The following is a 15,906-nucleotide window of genomic DNA, read 5'->3' on the forward strand; positions in this document are numbered from 1 at the left end:
CCTGAGGAGATTCGGTGAGAAGGAAATCCGTACTGACGGGGCTGGTGGTCATCACCACCGGCGCCGCCATGATCGCGTCCGGCCTCCACACGAGCGCCGACGCAGCCGACCGACCGCGGACGCCGACCCCGGCGACCACCGCGGCCGGTGCCCCTTCGACCACCGCCCTGGCCGCCGCCGACCGGGCCGCCGCGAGCGGCTTCGACGACCTCGCCAAGGGCCCGAACGACGCGTTCCTGCGGCGTAGCGCGGTCAGCGGCCTGCGCGGCCTGCAGTACATCACCTACGACCGCACCTACCGCGGTGTGCCGGTGGTCGGCGGCGACGCGACCGTCGTGGTCGACTCGTCCGGCCGCGTACGCGACACCCTGGCCGCCGCGCACGGCCGCGTCAGCCTGACATCGCTGCAGCCGAAGCTGTCCGCGGCCAAGGCCGGCGCCACCGCCCGGGCCCAGCTGGACTCCGTGTCCAGCGCCTCGGCCCCGCAGCTCGTGGTGTACGCGCTGAGCGCCCGGCCGCGACTGGCGTACGAGAGCCAGCTCCTGGGCACCCGCGACAACGCGCCGAGCAGCCTGCACGTGTGGGTCGACGCGCTGACCGGCAAAGTCCTGTCCACCAAGGACGACGTGGTGTCCGAGGCCGCCCGTGGCTATCTCAACGGCTCCGTCCAGATCGACACCAACGGCGGCCTGCTCCAGGATCCCCAGCGCGCGGGCCTGTCCTGCGCCAACAACAGCACCAAGCAGACCTACCGCAACGGCGGCACCGGCACCGGAACCGACCTGCAGACGGCCTGCGTCGACGCGTACTACGCCGTCCAGCAGGAATGGACCATGCTGCAGTCGTGGCTGGGCCGGCGCGGCATCGACGGCAACGGCCGCGGCTTCCCGCTGTACGTGGGCCTGAACGACGTGAACGCGTACTGGGACGGCCGGTCCGGCACCTTCGGTCACAACCGGGCCAACTCCGCCCAGGCCGTCAGCATGGACGTGGTCGGCCACGAGATGGGCCACGCGATCGACCAGTTCACCGGGGCGGGCACCGCGAGCGAGGCCGGACTCGGCGAGGCCACCGGTGACATCTTCGGCGCCCTGACCGAGGCCTACGCCAACAACGCCGGCGACCCGGCGGACTACACCGTCGGCGAGAAGATCAACCTCGTCGGCAACGGTCCCATCCGGTACATGCACAACCCGGCGACCAACGGCGACCCGAGCTGCTACTCGTCGGCCATCCCGGGCACCGAGGTGCACGCGGCGGCCGGCCCCACCAACCACTGGTTCTACCTGCTGGCCGAGGGCAGCCGGCCGGCCAACGGCAACCCGGCCAGCCCGACCTGTGACGGCAGCACCGTGCCGGGCATCGGGATCCAGAAGGCCGGCCAGATCTTCATGGCCGCGATGAGCATGAAGACCTCCGGCTGGAACGCCCCGAAGTACCGCGGCGCGAGCGTGCGGTCCGCCGTCAACCTGTTCGGCGCCAACTCCCAGGAGTGCGTCAGCACCAAGGCGGCGTGGAGCGCGGTCAGCATCGGCACCCAGTCCGGCGAGCCCGCCTGCGGCACCCCGGGCCCGTCGAACGACTTCTCACTGTCCGTGAGCCCGTCGTCGGGCAGCCTGCGACAGGGAGGCACGGTGACCACCACCGTGGCGACCCAGGTCAGCAGCGGCAACGCCCAACCCGTCACGCTCAGCGCGTCCGGCCTGCCGTCCGGGGTCACCGCGACCTTCAGCCCGGCGACCGTCACGGCCGGCCAGCCGTCGACGCTGACCCTGCGGGCCATCGCAACCGCCGCCGTCGGCAGCAAGGCCGTCACGGTCACCGGATCGGCCGCCTCCGGCAACCACACCGCGACCTACACGCTCACCGTCACCACCGGCCAGCCGCCCACCGGCGACGACTTCTCGGTGTCGGTGTCCCCGCAGGCCGGCACGGTGGCGCCCGGAAACTCGGTCACGGCCGCGGTCGCCACGGCCACCACCTCCGGCAACGCCCAACCGGTGAACCTCGCAGTGACCGGTGCGCCCACCGGCGTCACCGCATCGGTGAGTCCCTCATCGGTCACCTCCGGCGGCTCTGCCACCTTGACCGTCTCGGTCTCTTCGACCGCCACCGCGGGCACCTACCCGCTGACGGTCACCGGCACCGGCACGGGCGGCACGCACACGGCGGCGTACACCCTCACGGTCTCCGGCGGCACTCCGCCGCAGGGATGCGGTGGCGCGGCGGCCTGGAATGCCGGCCAGGGATACCTGCCCGGGGACAAGGTCTCCCACAACGGTCACCTGTGGAACTCCACGTGGTACTCCACCGGCGCCGAGCCCGGCGCGCCCGGGTCGTGGGCGGTCTGGAGTGACGCCGGCGCCTGCTGATTGATGTGTACGACGGAGCGGGCTCCGAGCCACCTCAGGGCCCGCTCCGCCCGTCATCGCCTGAGGAGACAATGTGCGACACCGAAGGTCCCTCACCGCGGTCGTGGCCGCGGTGGCTCTCGCCGTACCCGTCATCGTGGCCACCTCCGCGTCGGCCACCACCGTCCGGACCACCCGCGCGGCCGGGCCGGCCGCCCCGGCCGCCGGCCTCGCCGCGCCCGAGATCACCGTCACCGACGTCAAGGCGCACCTGTCACAGTTGCAGTCCATCGCCGCCGGCAACGGCGGCAACCGGTACGCGGGCAGCAGCGGCTACACCGCCTCAGTGAGCTACGTCGAGCAGAAGCTGCGCGCGGCCGGCTACACCGTGATCCGGCAGCCCTGCACCAGTTGCACGGCCCAGTCGGCGAACCTGATCGCCGAGTGGCCCGGCGGCGACGCCCAGCAGGTCCTCATGCTCGGGTCCCACCTCGACAGCGTCCGGGCCGGGCCGGGCAGCAACGACAACGGCTCCGGCTCGGCCGGTGTGCTGCAGGTCGCGCTCGCCCTCGCGCAGCAGAACCCCACCATGACGCGGCGGGTCCGCTTCGCCTGGTGGGCCGACGAGGAGCAGGGCCTGCGCGGCTCGAACTACTACGTCAGCCGGCTTTCGGCCGCCGAGCGCACGAGCATCAAGGGCTACCTGAACTTCGACATGATCGCCTCGCGGAACGCCGGCTACTTCATCAACAACATCAACACGCCGCTGGCCGCGTCGCTGAAGAGCTACTACGACCGGATCGGGGTGGCCACCGAGGAGAACGTCGAGGGGGTCAACCGCTCCGACGACGCGTCGTTCCGCAACGCCGGTATCGCCAGCAGCGGAGTGGCCGCGGGCGCCAGCGCACGCAAGACGGCCGCCCAGGCGCAGAAGTGGGGCGGCAGCGCCAATGCGGCGTACGACCCGTGCTACCACAGCTCGTGCGACACCACCGCCAACATCGCCGACGTGCCGCTCGGCCGTGCGGTGAACGCCATGGCCACCGCGGTGTGGAGTCACGCGGTCGGCGACAGCCCGCCGACCGAGGACAGCTTCTCGCTGTCGGTGTCGCCTTCCTCGGCGGTGGTCGCGCCGGGCGGCTCGGCCACGGCCGCGGTGTCGACCGTGACGACCTCGGGCACTGCTCAGCCGGTGCGGTTGGCGGTTTCCGGTGCGCCGGCCGGGGTGAGCGCGGCGGTCAGTCCGTCATCGGTGACCTCCGGCGGCTCGGCGACGCTGTCCGTATCGGTGTCCGCCTCGGCGACGGCCGGGACCTATCCGCTGACCGTCACCGGCACCGGCGCCTCGGCCACCCGGACCACCAAGGTCACACTGACCGTATCGACCGGCCCGCCGGCCGGGTGCCAAGGAGTGAGCGCTTGGACTGCGTCGCAGGCGTACGCACCGGGCGACAAGGCCTCGCACCTCGGCCGCCTGTGGAACTCGACGTGGTACTCCACCGGCGCCGAACCGGGCGTCCCGGGTTCCTGGGCGGTCTGGAGCGACGCCGGCGCTTGCTGACCGGACCGGCTCAGCTGCCGGACAGCTGCTCCACATCGGCCAGACCTTGCTGCAACAGGACGACGGCCTCCGCCGCCCGGCCCTGCGCCTCGAGATTGTCAGCGAGCGACAGGATGACGGCGGCGAGGTGCCGTCGTGGACCGGTACGGCGGTAGCTGTCGGCCGCGTCCCGAAGGTGGCGTTCGGCGGCCGGCAGCTCACCGTCGTCCGTGGCGAGCGCGGCCAGGACCCGTTCGGCGGCCGGTGGCCGGGCGCCGGACTGTGCGTTCGGCGACAGATCGGTGAGCAGCAGGCGGGCGTCCTCGCGGCGGCCGAGCGCGCGGTACACCTCGGCGAGCTCCACGGCGCTGTCGCTCACCAGGACGGTCCGGCCGGCGGCGACGAAGCTGGCGTGGGCGTCGGCCAGGTCGCGCAGGGCGGCGGCCAGATCCCCGCTCGTGCGGCGATGCTGACCGCGGATGAGCCGGCAGCCGGCCAGCTGCACCGCCAGCGCGGCCTGCCGGCGTGCCTGTCGAGCCTGGAGCAACGCTGCCTCGGCGGCCCTCGTGTCACCGCGGGCCAGCAGCGTCCGGCACACCGTCAGGTGCAGGTCGGCGATCGCGCCCGCGTCCCGTGGGCCGGCCAGCGCCAGCGCCGCCGTGGCCGCGTTCGCCGCTTCCGCGTCGTCGTCGAGGTCGCGATGGCACAGCGCCAGATGCGCGTGCAAGGCCAGCAGCGCGTGGGGATCGGGCAGCCCGGCCTCGGTCAGCTCGGCCAGGGCCTGCCGCAACAGGTACGCGCCGTACCGGGGATCGCCCTGCCGGCGCAGGCATTCGGCGTGCCCGATCACCGCGTCCACCCGAAGGTGCGCCGGCGCCCCGGCCGACAGTCGTGCCGCCTCGTCGAACTCCCGGACGGCCCGCGCCGGCTCCCCGCGCTGCAGGGCCAGCTGTCCGAGCCCGAGGTGGCACTGCGCTTCGCGTATTGCGTCGCCGGCCAGGCTGGTCTCGGCGGACAGGCGCAGGTATGCCGCCTCGGCCGCGCCGGGATCCGTCCCGGCCGCGGCCAGCGCGAGCTCGAGATCGATGCGGACGTCGTGGTCCAGCGCCCGGCCGGTGAGCAGCTCCTGCCGGCCGGTGCCCAGGCGTTCGGCGAAGTGGGCCAGGGCGTCCGTGGAGGGCATCCGCCGGCCCGCCTCGACGGACGAGACATACGCGCCGGTGTAGCGCGGCGCGGCCAGCTCCCGCTGGGTGAGCCCGCGCGCCGTCCGCAGCTGCTGGATGCGCCGGCCCACGGCCGCGGCGTCACCGGACATGGACTCGTCGTGGCCGCTCACCGGATCTTCTCCGCCGCGTGCAGGCCCCGGCGCAGGACCATCGCCGCGTCGGCGTCACGGCCCGCGTCCAGCAGGACGTCGCCGAGCATCCGGCAGGTACGGACCAGCTCCGCCATCAGACCCACCTGCTCGTAGCGGTCGGCGGCCCGGCTCAGCAGCCGTTCGCCCTCGGTGCGGTCGCCCCGGCCCACCGCGACCAGGCCCAGCAGCCGGTCGGCCTCGGCCGTGCACTCGGCGTGGTGGAGCTCGCCGGAGACCCGCCCGGCCTCGGTCGCCAGCCGGGCCGCCTCGTCCAGATCGCCCTGCCGGCGGCGCACCTCCGCCAGCTCCAGCGTCGCCCCGGCGTGGTCCTGCGTCGCCCCGACCGCGAGCAGGATCTCGGCCGCGGCGGCGAGTTCCTGGGCCGCGGCCGCCGGCCTGCCCACCCGGCGCAGCACGTACCCGTACGCCCAGTGGCACAGCCCGACCTCGCGAGTCAGCCCCAGCTCGCGGTAGATCCGCTGGGCCTCGGCGAACATCCGTTCCGCCTCGGGCAGCTCCGCCGGGCTGCGGCGCAGCTGGCCGGCCGTCGTGTAGAAGTGCGCCAGCCACTCAGGGATGGTGATCAGGGGCAGCAGGGCCTGCGCGTCGGCCTCCAGCTGGCGGGCCCGTTCGCGCCAGTCCAGCTCCACGAAGATGTAGAGCAGAGACGCCGACAGGCGTAACCGTCCGTCGGCCTGGGTGGCCGGCTCGACCGGTGCCCGCAACTCCTCCTGCAGGACGGCCAGTGCGGTGGACAGATCGCCGCGGGCGAAGCGGCAGTACGCCCACCGGGCCACCGCGGCTGTGCGAGGCGTCGAGGGCGGATCCTCGCGTACGCGGTCGAACTGCTCCTCCGCCCCGGGCAGGTCGCCGCTCTGCAGGCGGGCTTCACCCAGCCAGTAGCCGGCCCAGGTGGCCGGCTCGGTGAGGGCGTACCGGGACGCGTCCGCGCGTACCCGGCGGAACTCGTCCTCGGCGTAGCCGATCTTGCCTTCGGACAGCAGGCGGCGTGCCTGCCGCAGCGATTCGGTCAGTGCCGCGGCCGTTCCGGGCGGCCGACCGTACCGCAGGTCGTCCGGGTCCACCCCCAAGCGCTGGGCCACATGGGTGAGCATCGATTCGCTGGGATTGCGGGTGCCGGCCTCCACCGCCGCGAGCAGGGCCCGGCTGTAGTGGGGCTGGGCAAGCTCTTGTTGCGTCAAGCCGTTGGCGTTGCGCAGGCGACGGATGCGCGGGCCCACCGCGCCGTGCTCGCGGGTCTCCCGGGCTTTGAGCGGCTTCGTCGTCACGCCACCTCCCCGGTCCACCCTAATGCCCGCGGATCACGGCACCCGTCGACGTCTTGCTACGCTCGCGACAACTATAGTTAACTGCGCTGTGACGAGAGGTGGACATGGGTCACGACGCGGGCAAGAACGGAGAAGCCGGGACGAGCGTCCCCGGCGGTGCGGACGTCTTCTGCCGGCATCCGGCCACCGGCGAAATCCTGTTCACCCCGGCCGAACCTCTCCCCGGAAAGGACGGTGTCGACTCATGAAGGTCGGCATTCCGAGCGAAGTCAAGAACAACGAGTTCCGGGTGGCGATCACCCCTGCGGGGGTTTTCGAGCTGGACCGGGCCGGCCATGAGGTGTTTGTGCAGGCCGGTGCGGGTGCCGGTTCGTCGATCACCGACGCCGACTACGTCGCGGCCGGGGCGACGATCCTGGCCGGGCCGGATGAGGTGTGGGCTACCGGTGATCTGATTTTGAAGGTCAAGGAGCCGATCGCTGAGGAGTACGGCCGGATGCGTGAGGGTCAGGTCCTGTTCACGTATCTGCACCTGGCGGCGTCCAAGGAGTGCACCGACGCACTCCTGGACCGCAAGGTCATCGGGATCGCGTACGAGACCGTCGAGCTGCCCGACCGCTCGTTGCCGCTGCTGGCCCCGATGTCGGAGGTCGCCGGCCGGCTGGCCCCACAGGTCGGCTCCTACCATCTGATGCGCTCCGGCGGCGGCCGCGGCGTGCTGATGGGCGGCGTCCCGGGCGTGTACGCGGCCAAGGTCGTGGTCATCGGCGCCGGCGTGTCCGGGATGAACGCCGCCGCGATCGCGTTGGGTATGCAGGCCGAGGTGCTGGTGCTGGACAAGAACATCGCCCGGCTGCGGGCGGCTGATGCCGACTACCGCGGTCACCTGCAGACGATCGCGTCGAACGCCTACGAGATCGAGAAGGCCGTCATCGACGCCGACCTGGTGATCGGCGCGGTCCTGGTCCCGGGCGCGAAGGCGCCGAACCTGATCTCCAATGAGCTGGTGTCGCGGATGAAGCCGGGCAGTGTGCTGGTCGATATCGCCATCGACCAGGGCGGTTGTTTCGAGGACTCGCGGCCGACCACGCACGCCGATCCGGTCTACCGGGTGCACGAGTCGATGTTCTACTGCGTGGCCAACATGCCCGGCGCGGTCCCGCACACCAGCACGTATGCGTTGACCAACGTCACCCTGCCGTACGCGTTGGAGCTGGCCAACCGCGGCTGGCGCGACGCGGTCAAGTCCGACCCGGCACTGGCCCTGGGTTTGAACACCCACGCCGGGCACGTCACCTACGGCCCGGTCGCCGAAGCCCACGGCATGCAGGCACTCTCCCTGACCGAGGTGCTCACCTGACCGTAATGACTCTGGTCGCCGCCGGCGGCCTTGGCCGCATACATGGCGTGGTCGGCGCGAGCGAGAGTGTCGCTCACGGCCTCGGCCGTCCCCGCCGCAACGCCGATACTGACGGTGACGGTCAAGTCGAGCTCGCGGACGCAGCGGACCATGCGTTCGGCGATCCGGGCTGCGCCCTCGACGTCGACGGCGGTGAGCAGCACGCAGAACTCGTCGCCGCCGATGCGGGCCAGCATGTCGCCGGCCCGGGTCTCGGCGGTGAGCGCGGTCGCGATCGCCTTCAGCGCGCGATCGCCCGCGGCGTGGCCTTGCCGATCGTTGAGCGGTTTGAACTTGTCCAGATCGATGATCAGGACCGCCGTGCACTCGGTGCCGGGCCCGCCGCCGGCCCGGCGGAGGAGTTCGCGATCGAACGCTCGCCGGTTGGGTACGCCGGTCAGCGCGTCGGTGTCGGCCGAGCGGGAGATGTGCGCGTGTTCCACCCGCAATTGCTGCAACGAGCGCAGTGTCCGGACGGCGTGCAGGGTCTGGAGCCGCTGGCGCCACAGCGCGGCGGCGAGGCAGTCGCCGTAGCGCAGCGTCGCTCGCAGCTCCGCTGTGCCGGTGGAGCTCAGCAGGATCGCGTGGGTGTGGGTCAGCGCCGCCACGTTGTACCACTCGATGTCCGCCGGCAGCTCGGCAACGACCTGTTCCACCAGCGCGAGAGCCTCGTCGCGGCGTCCGCTGCGGGCCAGGGCGACGGCCAGGAAGGGCACGCTGAACCGCCACCAGTCGAGGTACTGCCCGCTCCGGAGCGGCTCGGCGTGCACCCGGATCTGTTCCGCCGCGCCGGCGGGGTCGTCGCCGTCCGCGCGGGCGCAACCGACGTACATACCGGCCACGTTTCGCCAGTAGGAGCTGTCGGCCGGCGCGAGCTGCAAGGCGAGCTGCCCGTGCGACCCGGCGATCATGCTGTGCTTCTCGGCCTCCTCGGGCTGGCCGACCCGGTACAACTCCAGGGCCCAGGCGAGGTGCAGCTCGGCGAGGTTGAGCTGAACGGTCACCGGCACGGGTCCGGCCGGTTCGAGCCGCGCCGCCATCTCGTAGGCGGTGGTGTAGTGGGGGTCAGCCAGCTCGTACAGCCGCAGCGTGAAGTAGCCGATCGCGATCAAATTGTGCGCACTGGAGGCGACCTGCGGATCGCCGGGTTCGGCGGCCTCGGTCTCGGCCTCGGCATCGGCCAGATCACGCAACACCGCATCGACGTCGTGCTCGCCCGGATCGCTGTCGCCGAGCACGATGCGCAGCATGGCCCGCATCGCCAGAGCGTTCGCCCGCCAGCCAGGGCTGCCCTCGCGCTCGGCCGCCGCCACCATGAGGGTGCACGCCGCGAGCGCATCCCGATGAGCCCCCGCTGCCCGCAACGCCGCGGCACGGACGTAGTGCAGCCCGGCCGGCCCGTCCTCGAGGCAGCCGGTCAGCTCGGCCATCCGCGCTTCGACGCCCCGGCGCACCTCGTCCGGGTCACCCTCGTGAGCCGCCGCCACCAGGCGCATGACTTCGGCGTTGTCCAGCATGCCGACCCGATCGGCAATGGCCCGGCCGACTTGAGCCACAGCGCCTGGGAGACCCTTCTCGGTGGTATTCAGGCTGCCAGTTGCTTTGCGATGGACTGGGCGTCGAGGAGGTACCACATGCGCTCGAAGCGGCCGTCGCGGAAGTGGTAGAAGGCGTTCTCGGTGAAGGTGACGTCGCGACCGGTGGGCTGGAGTCCGAGCCACTCCTTCACGGGGGTGCCGGTGTCGGTCAGCCGGGCCGCCACCCGGTCACCCTCGATGATCAGGTCCTCGAGGTGGTAGACGAGGTTCTGCACCGAGTCCATGGCCTGCTGCAACGCGGCGACGTAGTCGTCGCGGGAGACGGGTTCGCCGTTGAAGACGATGGTGTCGTGAGCGAACTCGGCCATGCGGTGCAACTCGCGGGCGTTGACTGCCTCGAGATAGTCGCGATAGACCTTGCGCAGGTCAGTGTTGCCCATCGGAGACTCCTTCAGGCTGCCGCCGGAGCGGCGGTCCGGTAGGTGAAGATCCCATAGCCGAAACCGGCCACGGTGAAACCGTCGGAGGTGGCCGTGATTCCGGACGCCAGCAGCGCAGTGGCGCCGACCGCCTCGGTGGCGGCCAGCGTCGCCGCTTCCCGACGGGGATTGACGACGACCAGGTGGGACTCGCCGCGCACGTACGCGAACGGGTAGCCATCGTGAATCAGACGCGTGGTCGCCCGGGTCCTGAGCGCGGGCGTGGCCTGCCGCAGGGCGATGAGGTCACGGACAAGGTTGAGCGTCGATGACGGGTCCGTGTCCTGTGCGGCCACCGTGGGCCGGTCCGGTGCCGGGTCGACGGGCAGATAGAGCCGGGACGTCTCGGCCGTGGAGAAGCCGGCGTTGGGTCCGGCGTCCCACTGCATCGGGGTACGGCAGCCGGCCCGGTTGTACGCCGGGTTGCACACCGATCCCTCCACGTTCGGCAGGCCGGGCAGGTACCGCATACCGATCTCGTCGCCGTAGTACAGGCACGGCACGTTTCCCCAGGTGAACAGGAAGGTCAGCGCGGCGCCGAGCTGCTCGGCGGTCCGCGGGCCGCAGCAGAGCCGGTCGTAGTCGTGATCGGCGGTCGACATCACGACCAGCCGATCCGGATCCCCGGCGCGGGCTGCGTCCCAGGCGTCGAGGAAGACACGGGTGCTGCCTCTGCCCGCGGCGTCGAAGAACGGTTCGCGTGGTTCGTGGAACGGCAGCAGGCCCGCGTAGTGGTTGTCGAAGAGGCTGCCGTGTTCGTCCTGGATGACAAGGAAGAAGTCGGCGTCGAAGGCGGCCGGTTCGCCCGTGCGGGGCTCCGTGCCCTCAGGTATCAGAACGGCGTCCGGGTACTCGGCATTCAGCCACTCGCGGAGCTCGCGCCACAGGGCCACCGTCTCAGCCAGGCCGTCGGCCACCTGCTCGTCTTTGACCAGCGAGAACGCCATGTCCACCCGGAAACCGGCGACACCCCGGTCGAGCCAGAAGGCGATGATGTCCTTGAGTGCCTGCCGGTTGCGGCGCGGGCCGGGCGCGTCGATCGGGTCCCGCCATGACGGGTCTCCGGGCCGTCGCACCCACCCGAAGTTGAGCGCGGGCTGCTCGTCGTAGAAGTTCTTGAGGTAGTAGCCCTTGCGGCGGCCCGGCGACGGTACCCACGCCGGTGTGCCCGGAATATCCAGATCCCATGCTCGGTCCGGCAGGTCCTCGCACCAGAGATAACGGTCACCGTCCGGGTCCGGTCCGTCGGCGGCCAGCTCCCGCTGAAACCACGCGTGCTCGATCGAGGTGTGCCCGGCCACCAGGTCGAGCATGACCCGGATACCGCGTTCCTTCGCCGCGGCCACCAGCTCGACCATGTCCTCGTTGGTTCCGTAGCGCGGAGCGATCGAGTAATAGTCGGAGACGTCGTATCCCGCGTCCACGAACGGCGACGCGAAACACGGGTTGAACCAGATCACGTTCACGCCGAGCGAGGCGATATGGTCGAGGCGCGAGATCACGCCCCGAAGATCTCCGACGCCGTCCCCGTCCGAGTCGGAGAACGATTGCGGATAGATCTCGTACAGGACGGCGTCGGCAAACCAGTCTCGGCCCATGACCGCCATGCTAAAAGATCTGTGGCAGTGGCTTCGGAGCAGGATCCTAGGATGCCTTACCGGATGCGTCTGAAGTCATCACCGCCGACCGCCTGAACTGCGGCTACATTGACGGAGCACGGGCCCACCGACAGGAAGGACGCCGACCGGCCATGATCGTGAGTGCCACCGGCACCAGCAATGGTGTGGTCCGGCTGAGTGTTGCCGGAGAGGTCGACATGGCTACCGTCGGAGACCTCGAAAAGGCCATGATCGATGCCATCACCGCGGACGGCACAGCCCAGGTGACAGTGGACATCGCCGAGGTGACTTTCTGCGACTCGTCGGGCCTCGCAGCATTCGACCGGAGCTACTTCCTCGCCGGCCGGCAAGGAGTCTCATTCCGGCTGACCAGCCCGCAACCCGGCGTCCGTCAGGTTCTGCAGATCACCGGTCTGCTGGAGACGCTGACCCAGCCATGAGCTCGTCGACCCGTCGATCCGGCTGATCGGCCTAATCCGCGGCACGGTGGCGCCCACCGCTGCCTGGCTTGGAAGCGTCCGTACCGCGCTCTCCAGGGGTCAGCGGTCTGCGCTCAACCGCTTGGTCGGTGGGCTGCCCGCCGGCGGAATCCTTGTTGATCCATTCATGCGGGGCAGCGGACACCTCGGTCCGCAGATCCGACAGCCAGTGTTCCAGGTCGTCGCTTGTTCGTTCCGGACCAGCAGGCTCGCTGCTCGGGCCGGGGTCCTCGATGGCGCTCATCGCGGCGCACGCTCCGATCGGTCGGGTGCGGTCAGAGCGAGAGTAGCGGGCTTGCGCGAGGCGCTGATGTCGCTCGATCTCGTTCCTGACGTGGTCGACGGCCGGCGCGTGGGAGCCGCGCCGGCCGTCGTAGTCAACGTGCCCGGATCGCGGTTACAGGGAGCGACGTTGCTCGTGCGCGTCGGTGGCGTCGCTTTCCAGCGGTGTGGAAATGGGCTCGTCGCTACGGTCGACCACGGGCATGTGCTGTTCGATGACGTCAGCCTCGGCCGCCTCCATCGGTACGGCGTCAAGGTCCAGGTTCGCGGTGCTCATGGCCGGCGAGTCGTCGGTCGTACTGGTAGCCGCGGTGGTGGCGGCAGCCTTGGGGCGTCGGTTCCGCGGTCGGCGGGGCTTGTCACTGGTGACGGCCGGGGTTGAGCGTTCGATGGTGGTCTCGTCGGCCGGCAGCACGGCTGCGCCGGCATCAGGCTCAGACAGGCCCTGTGGGTCCTGCTCGGCTGACGGCCCGCCGGGACGGGCGCTTACTGTACGGACGGCAGCGGTGATCCTTTCGTACTTCTCTCGCCCGGCTCGCGTGCCCAGCACATACCCCGCGGCAAAGCCGGCGGCCAATTTCACGATTCTCATGTGAAGATTTCTCCATCTACTCGGTGGGTCGGGCCGTGCGATCAGGCGTGGTCAGGCGGGGGCTCATGGCATCGCCGAGCGTGACGGCGGGGCGGTGCCGCCCTGCGGTTCGGTGGCGTGCATGAGCTCGGTGATGGTCGACCGGTCCGCCTCCGACGGCAGGCCCCAGCCGGGCTGGTAGCCGTACACCTCGTCCAGGCCGGTGGCCGCGGTGCGGCCGTCGAGGATCTCCACGGACCCGGTGTCGATCAGGCCGGGATGTTCGACGCCGCACGCTTCGGCGACCTTGAGCAGGTCGCGACGCAGGGTTTTGATGTAGTTGGCGGCGCGCACGCTCTTGAGCGTGGGATCCAGTCCGCGGGTGAGCCAGGGGTTCTGGGTGGCGACGCCGGTCGGGCAGGTGTCGGTGTGGCATTTCTGCGCCTGGACGCAGCCGATCGCCAGCATGGCCTCGCGGGCCACGTTGACGATGTCGCAGCCGAGTGCGAACGCGACCACGGCGTTGTCGGGCAGTCCGAGCTTGCCGGCGCCGATGAAGACCACCTGCTCGTGCAGGCCACGCTGGGCGAACATGGCGTACACCCGGGCGAAGCCGACCTGGAACGGCAGTGACACCGTGTCGGTGAAGATCAGCGGCGCTGCGCCGGTGCCGCCCTCGCCGCCGTCGATGGTCACGAAGTCGACGCCGCGCCCGGTTGTGGCCATCAGTGAGGTGAGCTCGTCCCAGAAGTCGAGGTCGCCGACCGCCGATTTGATGCCGACCGGCAGGCCGGTCTCCGCGGCGAGCAGCTCCACCCAGTCGAGCAGGCTGTCGGTGTCGGAGAACTCGGCGTGCCGTGACGGGCTCACGCAGTCGACGCCCTGCGTGATGCCGCGGGTGGCGGCGATCTTCGCCGACACCTTCGCGCCCGGCAGCAGGCCGCCGAGGCTGGGCTTGGCGCCCTGGCTGAGCTTGATCTCCAGGGCGCGCACCGGGGCGCCGGCCACCAGGTCTTTGAGCCGCTGCAGGTCGAAGCGGCCGTGCTCGTCACGGCAGCCGAAGTATGCGGTGCCGATCTGGAAGACCAGATCGCCGCCGTGCCGGTGGTACGGCGACAGCCCGCCCTCCCCGGTGTTCTGCAGGCAGCCGGCCAGCGCCGCGCCCTTGTTCAACGCTTCGATCGCGTTGCCGGACAGCGAGCCGTAGCTCATGCCGGAGATGTTGACGACCGAGGACGGCCGGAAGGCCCGCGCTCTGCCGCGCGCGGCCCCGAGGACCTTGGCACACGGTACGGACGCCTCGTACCCGGCCGCCGGCGCTGACTGGGGCACCGCCCGCCCGAACGTACGGTGCTTGATGATCGGATACCCGGCCGTGTACTCGATGTCGTTGTCGGTACCGAAGCCGAAGTAGTTGTTCTCCTTCTTCGCCGACGCGTAGACCCAGCGCCGCTGGTCGCGGGTGAACGGCCGCTCCTCGTTGTTGCCGGCCACCACGTACTGACGCAGCTCGGGACCGATGGCTTCGATGAGGTACCGGCCGTGGCCGATGACCGGGAAGTTACGCAGCAGGGCGTGGTCGCGCTGCAGGAGATCGCGGACGGCGACCGCCGCCAACGCTGACACTGCGGCCGCCGCGGCGCCGATGCCCACCTTCATGCCGCATCATGTTGCCCCCAGCGGGACTGCTAAACAGCAGTTGTCAACCGACGTTCAGTGGCATGGCCGATTACACCCCTCAGGTCCGAGAAGAGGCTCGTCGGTGCCGGCGGGGGACTGCGGCAAGTGAGCAAGTTGCTATGGCTTCCTGTCGCTGCTGTCGGGCTTCCGGCAGCCGGCTTGTGCCGAGCCGCTGAGGGCGGAACGGTCGGGGTATCCGGCTCTGGTTCGGGGGCACACATGCGCACAGTCACGGCCCTTGCCGTCATTGCAGCACTGGTTGGCGTCGCCGCCGATCCAGCGTCCGCCGCTTCCAGGCCCACAGGCGGCGGGCCGTCGTGGCGGTTCACCCAGACCGCGACCACCAACCGGCTGGTCATCGCCGATGTGGTCAGCCGGTCGGTGATCTGGGCCGTCGGTGGCGGCGAGACCACGCCGGTTACAGACGGTAGCGTGGTTCTCACAACCGATGGCGGTAGGTCGTGGCGCGATGTCACCCCGCCGGGCGGCGCGACGGAGAACTTCCGCGACGTGATGGCGTTCGGTCGGGACGAGGCCGTGGTGCTGTCCACGGGCGACGGCGAGACCGAGCCAACGCAGATTTACCGTACGGTCGATGGCGGCGAGAGCTGGCGGGTGGTGTTCGACGATGCCCTGCCCGCTTTCTACAACTGCTTCGCCTTCTTCGACCATCGGCGCGGTTTGGCGATGAGTGACCCGGTCGGCGGTAAGTTCCGCATCGCTGAGACCACCAATGGTGGACGGTCGTGGCGGGTGCTGCCGGACGCCGGGATGCCGCCGGCGCTCAACGGGGAGTTCGGTCGAGCCACAGGCACGTGTCTTCAGGCATCGGGCCAGGGCTACGCCTGGTTCGGTACTACTACGCCGGCCGGTATCGACAACCGAGTCTTCCGGACCACGGACGGCGGTCACACCTGGAGGGTTGCGAACGTGCCGCTGTCCGGCGGGGATGACGCGGGCGTGCGGTCGCTGTCGTTCCAGGACCGGCGACACGGCATCGCTGTCGGCGGTCCCTTCGCCACGGACACCGGCCAGGCGGCCGTCACGGTGGACGGCGGCCGCACCTGGTCGCCCGCCGGGTCGCCGGCCGGCTTCCGCAACGGGGTCACCTGGGTACCCGGGGAGCGCAGCACCGCGATCGCGGTAGGCCCGAGCGGGAGCGACATCAGCACCGACGATGGTCGCCACTGGCGGCACTTCGACGACGCGTACCTGCTCGGCGTGGACTGCGCCCCCGGCGCCGGCTGCTGGGCGGTCGGCCGAGGCGGGCTCGCGGCCCGTCTGTCACTGAACCGACGGCGGACGTAGGCCACAGCGGCGAG

At 70.7% G+C, this 15,906-nt stretch carries 12 protein-coding genes; 5 read left to right on the plus strand and 7 right to left on the minus strand.

The features are described from left to right. The first annotated feature begins 14 nt into the window (after positions 1 to 14). Together ACQP2Y_RS14135 and ACQP2Y_RS14140 are read left to right on the plus strand one after the other, a co-directional pair. Positions 15 to 2,372, plus strand: a complete 2,358-nt coding sequence (locus ACQP2Y_RS14135; protein WP_433728122.1) for a M4 family metallopeptidase — start codon at positions 15 to 17, stop codon at positions 2,370 to 2,372. Between the two features lie 73 nt (positions 2,373 to 2,445). Continuing rightward, on the plus strand, positions 2,446 to 3,912 hold the full coding sequence (locus ACQP2Y_RS14140) for a M20/M25/M40 family metallo-hydrolase (RefSeq protein ID WP_433728124.1): 1,467 nt from the start codon (positions 2,446 to 2,448) through the stop codon (positions 3,910 to 3,912). Positions 3,913 to 3,922: 10 nt separating this feature from the next. Here the strand turns inward: ACQP2Y_RS14140 and ACQP2Y_RS14145 are convergent, their stop codons facing one another. After that, complete coding sequence (locus ACQP2Y_RS14145; RefSeq protein WP_433728126.1) at positions 3,923 to 5,227, minus strand: hypothetical protein; 1,305 nt, start codon at positions 5,225 to 5,227, stop codon at positions 3,923 to 3,925. Next, complete coding sequence (locus tag ACQP2Y_RS14150; RefSeq protein ID WP_433728128.1) at positions 5,224 to 6,537, minus strand: helix-turn-helix domain-containing protein; 1,314 nt, start codon at positions 6,535 to 6,537, stop codon at positions 5,224 to 5,226. Before ACQP2Y_RS14150 ends, ACQP2Y_RS14145 begins: the two co-directional genes overlap by 4 nt. A 244-nt stretch (positions 6,538 to 6,781) precedes the next feature. Here ACQP2Y_RS14150 and ald point away from each other — a divergent pair, with 244 nt between their 5' ends. Further along, on the plus strand, positions 6,782 to 7,897 hold the full coding sequence (gene ald / locus ACQP2Y_RS14155) for an alanine dehydrogenase (RefSeq protein ID WP_433728130.1): 1,116 nt from the start codon (positions 6,782 to 6,784) through the stop codon (positions 7,895 to 7,897). Here ald and ACQP2Y_RS14160 read toward each other — a convergent pair. Genes ACQP2Y_RS14160 through ACQP2Y_RS14170 form a run of 3 tightly spaced genes read right to left on the minus strand, consistent with a single transcriptional unit; the run spans position 7,834 to position 11,551 of the window. Beyond that, complete coding sequence (locus ACQP2Y_RS14160) at positions 7,834 to 9,492, minus strand: diguanylate cyclase domain-containing protein (RefSeq protein ID WP_433728132.1); 1,659 nt, start codon at positions 9,490 to 9,492, stop codon at positions 7,834 to 7,836. The two genes, ald and ACQP2Y_RS14160, sit on opposite strands and share 64 nt — an antisense overlap. 29 nt (positions 9,493 to 9,521) lie before the next feature. After that, positions 9,522 to 9,914: an ester cyclase gene (locus tag ACQP2Y_RS14165; protein ID WP_433728135.1), complete on the minus strand. Its 393-nt coding sequence runs from the start codon at positions 9,912 to 9,914 to the stop codon at positions 9,522 to 9,524. A gap of 11 nt (positions 9,915 to 9,925) precedes the next feature. Beyond that, a complete protein-coding gene (locus tag ACQP2Y_RS14170) occupies positions 9,926 to 11,551 on the minus strand; it encodes an alpha-amylase family glycosyl hydrolase (protein WP_433728137.1) in 1,626 nt (541 codons plus the stop codon). 152 nt (positions 11,552 to 11,703) lie between these two features. On the opposite strand from ACQP2Y_RS14170, the gene ACQP2Y_RS14175 reads away from it, so the two are divergent. Then, the gene (locus ACQP2Y_RS14175; RefSeq protein ID WP_433728139.1) at positions 11,704 to 12,012 is read left to right on the plus strand and encodes an STAS domain-containing protein; all 309 of its coding nucleotides are present in this window, start codon (positions 11,704 to 11,706) and stop codon (positions 12,010 to 12,012) included. Positions 12,013 to 12,448: 436 nt separating this feature from the next. Here ACQP2Y_RS14175 and ACQP2Y_RS14180 read toward each other — a convergent pair whose 3' ends face one another. Together ACQP2Y_RS14180 and ACQP2Y_RS14185 are read right to left on the minus strand one after the other, a co-directional pair. Beyond that, the gene (locus ACQP2Y_RS14180) at positions 12,449 to 12,925 is read right to left on the minus strand and encodes a hypothetical protein (RefSeq protein WP_433728141.1); all 477 of its coding nucleotides are present in this window, start codon (positions 12,923 to 12,925) and stop codon (positions 12,449 to 12,451) included. A 63-nt stretch (positions 12,926 to 12,988) separates the two neighbouring features. Next, positions 12,989 to 14,563, minus strand: a complete 1,575-nt coding sequence (locus tag ACQP2Y_RS14185) for an FMN-binding glutamate synthase family protein (RefSeq protein WP_433728143.1) — start codon at positions 14,561 to 14,563, stop codon at positions 12,989 to 12,991. A 240-nt stretch (positions 14,564 to 14,803) separates the two neighbouring features. Between ACQP2Y_RS14185 and ACQP2Y_RS14190 the strand changes: the two genes are divergently transcribed. Further along, positions 14,804 to 15,892: a WD40/YVTN/BNR-like repeat-containing protein gene (locus ACQP2Y_RS14190; protein ID WP_433728145.1), complete on the plus strand. Its 1,089-nt coding sequence runs from the start codon at positions 14,804 to 14,806 to the stop codon at positions 15,890 to 15,892. Positions 15,893 to 15,906: the final 14 nt, after the last annotated feature.

The organism is Actinoplanes sp. CA-051413 (assembly GCF_050955795.1).
Taxonomy (GTDB): Bacteria; Actinomycetota; Actinomycetes; order Mycobacteriales; family Micromonosporaceae; genus Actinoplanes.

Coding starts and splice junctions, on each gene's coding strand:
- ald (WP_433728130.1), top strand. CDS start 6,782: ATGAAGGTCGGCATTCCGAGCGAAGTCAAGAACAACGAGTTCCGGGTG.
- ACQP2Y_RS14165 (WP_433728135.1), bottom strand. CDS start 9,914: ATGGGCAACACTGACCTGCGCAAGGTCTATCGCGACTATCTCGAGGCA.
- ACQP2Y_RS14170 (WP_433728137.1), bottom strand. CDS start 11,551: ATGGGCCGAGACTGGTTTGCCGACGCCGTCCTGTACGAGATCTATCCG.
- ACQP2Y_RS14175 (WP_433728139.1), top strand. CDS start 11,704: ATGATCGTGAGTGCCACCGGCACCAGCAATGGTGTGGTCCGGCTGAGT.
- ACQP2Y_RS14180 (WP_433728141.1), bottom strand. CDS start 12,925: ATGAGAATCGTGAAATTGGCCGCCGGCTTTGCCGCGGGGTATGTGCTG.
- ACQP2Y_RS14185 (WP_433728143.1), bottom strand. CDS start 14,563: ATGAAGGTGGGCATCGGCGCCGCGGCGGCCGCAGTGTCAGCGTTGGCG.
- ACQP2Y_RS14190 (WP_433728145.1), top strand. CDS start 14,804: ATGCGCACAGTCACGGCCCTTGCCGTCATTGCAGCACTGGTTGGCGTC.